Origin of the sequence: Actinomyces sp. ICM58, from assembly GCF_000283035.1 — a bacterium.
Taxonomy (GTDB): Bacteria; Actinomycetota; Actinomycetes; order Actinomycetales; family Actinomycetaceae; genus Pauljensenia.
The window spans coordinates 1-2,321 of the sequence record NZ_ALIY01000081.1 but is presented as its reverse complement, the minus strand read 5'-3'; the positions used below and the strand labels follow the sequence as shown (position 1 = coordinate 2,321).

The following is a 2,321-nucleotide window of genomic DNA, read 5'->3' as shown; positions in this document are numbered from 1 at the left end:
ACCGCCACGGCCAGCGGCACCGCCACGAGCAGAACCCGCGCCGCCCTCGCGACCAAGGGCACCGGAGACACCACTGCGGCCAGCAGCACCGCCGCGACCGGCGGCACCAGCACCACCGCGACCGGCGGCACCAGCACCGCCACGACCTGCCACGCCAGCGCTACGAGCACCGGACTGACCGCCGGTACCCACCACGCCGCCACGACCAGCAGCACCAACGCCGCCGCGGCCGGCAAGACCGGCACCGCCACGCGAGCCCGCGCCGCCGGAACCGGAAGAACCGACGGGAGCCATGCCAGAACGCATACCAGCACCACCGACGCCACCGCGACCGGCAACGCCAGCGGCGCCGCCGGGCATCGTCGACGGACGCAACACGCCACCGGCGGGAGCCACGGAGCGCAGCGCGGAGCCGGAGGAACCTGTAGCGAGCCCACCGATACCAGAGAAGCCGCCACCGCCGCGCGCGGCAGCCAGGCCCCCAACGCCAGCCGTGGTTCCAGCTACGAGTGTGCCACCCGCGATACGGGCAACGTTGCCACCAACCGGCGGAGTCGCACGCCATGCGGGATCATTCGCGTTGAGCACATCGGCTGGCATGTGCCCACCGGCAGGGCCATTGGGCGTCATACGAGGATTGATAGGAGTGCTGGTGACATCGATGTGTGCCAACTGATTCGGATCAGTGATTGGGTTGGAAATACTGCCCGGCTGATCCCCCGTGGGCCGGACCCAACCGCTCGTGCCAGAAGCACCAGTGGTGACACTCGACAGCCCGCCGCCACCATTCACGTGAGCGCCTCCGCCACCGCCACCCCCATTGGAGCGACCGACACGATTGAGGAGGTTCCGGGCAGCGTCCACAACAGCTGCACCCACAGATCCGCCTGCGGGTTGCCACGCTTCCGGGGTATAGTCATCCATCTTGGTGTACAAGCCAGATGCGTGATCGCTGCCCCGCGCGTTGAGCTTATCAAGAATCGCGTCGGCAGCAGCTTCACGCTTCTCATTATTCTGGGCCTCAAGCGCAGCGATATAGGCGCGCCCCGTGACCTCAACTGCACCCGCGCGCGCAGCGACCGTAGGATCCTGGATGGTCACCTTCTCGTCAGAGTTACGCAGGTACTCGAGACTTTCCGGCACCAACACTGGGCTCAAGGAACGACCGCTGTCCACCAAGGAAGACATCTCGTCGCGCAGCGCGACGTGGTGAGCCTTCGTGGTGGCGATATTACTCATGTGGAGATTCGCATCACCCACAAAATCCGTCATCCAGCCGCTTGCGCCTTCCTTGGTCTGCGACTGCCCCGTACTCTGGTCGGTAGCGAAGTCTGACGACGTAGAATGCGCGTTATCAACCTTTCCATGCGCTTCTCCCGACCGAGAATTCTCCTGGTAATCGGAATCACCAAGAGGCTCAATCGTCAGTTCGATCAGCTTCTTAACGCGCTCATAATTCGGCGATGAAACCACGGTACAACCTCACATGCACTCACAACGCTCAGACAAAATTCTGGAAGCACACGCGGTGCGTGTAGCTCCCACCAGACAACCACCGCGGGGAGGGGACACGCCCCTCCCCGCAGCGATCACACACTCACTCAGCCACCAAAACCAGCAGCGTTACGCGAATCCGTGGCCTCAGCAGCCTGACGAGCCTCAGACACAGCAGCCGACACACTCTGCAGGATCTCCACGATCCCGTTCATGCCATCAGTCCACTTCGCCTTCGACACCTCATACGCCTGCTTCGCCTGACCATCCCAGGACGACTGCAGCTGACGCAGCTGCGAATCCATATCCTCAAGCTTGCCATTGAGCGAGTTCACACCCGCACCCATATCAGCAACAGCCTGCTCAATCTGACCGTAGTTGTACAGAATATCAGCCATGATAAAAAACCTTCCCTACTCTCAATCAGCCAAGCATCGACTGGAACTTGTTCATCACAGCGGCCTGCTCGTCTTCGTTCGCCTTAGACTTCGCATCCGCCGAACGCATCGCAGCATGCAGCTCCGTGAGCGCCTCGGTCACCTTACGAGCCTCAGCATCCCACTGAGACATCACCTTCTGGAACGCCGACGCAGCCTCACCCTGCCATGCAGAGCCAATGCCAGCCAGCTTCGACTGCAGCGAGCTCAGCTCAGACTGAATCTGCCCCTGCGCGTCCTCAATAGTCTGCGCGCCCTTGAGCAGCGCACCCTCTAGAGCCTTCTGATCGGTCATATTTCCTCCCAGATCATCGATGGGAGAACGCCCCCACAACGGGAACGCCCTACTTGCAACGCCAGTCTAACCACACAACCCACCAAAAGTCTAAC

5 protein-coding genes are annotated in these 2,321 nt (G+C 62.2%); 1 reads left to right on the top strand and 4 read right to left on the bottom strand.

What is annotated here, in order from left to right; all coding sequences use genetic code 11:
• Both HMPREF1138_RS04005 and HMPREF1138_RS11555 read right to left on the bottom strand, forming a co-directional pair.
• Window positions 1-251 (bottom strand): hypothetical protein (locus tag HMPREF1138_RS04005; RefSeq protein WP_039936801.1); only part of this gene is annotated, 251 nt, incomplete at its 3' end.
• A gap of 537 nt (window positions 252-788) precedes the next feature.
• The gene (locus tag HMPREF1138_RS11555; RefSeq protein WP_272942385.1) at window positions 789-920 is read right to left on the bottom strand and encodes a hypothetical protein; all 132 of its coding nucleotides are present in this window, start codon (window positions 918-920) and stop codon (window positions 789-791) included.
• Window positions 921-945: 25 nt separating this feature from the next.
• Here HMPREF1138_RS11555 and HMPREF1138_RS11020 point away from each other — a divergent pair, with 25 nt between their 5' ends.
• Entirely contained in the window at window positions 946-1,335 is a 390-nt protein-coding gene (locus tag HMPREF1138_RS11020; RefSeq protein WP_155887131.1) for a hypothetical protein, read from the top strand.
• 266 nt (window positions 1,336-1,601) lie between these two features.
• On the opposite strand, the gene HMPREF1138_RS04000 is transcribed toward HMPREF1138_RS11020, so the two are convergent.
• Together HMPREF1138_RS04000 and HMPREF1138_RS03995 are read right to left on the bottom strand one after the other, a co-directional pair.
• Window positions 1,602-1,892 (bottom strand): WXG100 family type VII secretion target, encoded by a 291-nt coding sequence (locus HMPREF1138_RS04000; RefSeq protein WP_009056837.1) that lies wholly within the window; start codon window positions 1,890-1,892, stop codon window positions 1,602-1,604.
• A 25-nt stretch (window positions 1,893-1,917) separates the two neighbouring features.
• The gene (locus HMPREF1138_RS03995; RefSeq protein WP_039936799.1) at window positions 1,918-2,226 is read right to left on the bottom strand and encodes a WXG100 family type VII secretion target; all 309 of its coding nucleotides are present in this window, start codon (window positions 2,224-2,226) and stop codon (window positions 1,918-1,920) included.
• Window positions 2,227-2,321: the final 95 nt, after the last annotated feature.

Bases quoted from the DNA above. Each gene is read 5' to 3' on its own strand.
- HMPREF1138_RS11555 (WP_272942385.1), bottom strand. From the start codon at position 920: ATGACTATACCCCGGAAGCGTGGCAACCCGCAGGCGGATCTGTGGGTG.
- HMPREF1138_RS04000 (WP_009056837.1), bottom strand. From the start codon at position 1,892: ATGGCTGATATTCTGTACAACTACGGTCAGATTGAGCAGGCTGTTGCT.
- HMPREF1138_RS03995 (WP_039936799.1), bottom strand. From the start codon at position 2,226: ATGACCGATCAGAAGGCTCTAGAGGGTGCGCTGCTCAAGGGCGCGCAG.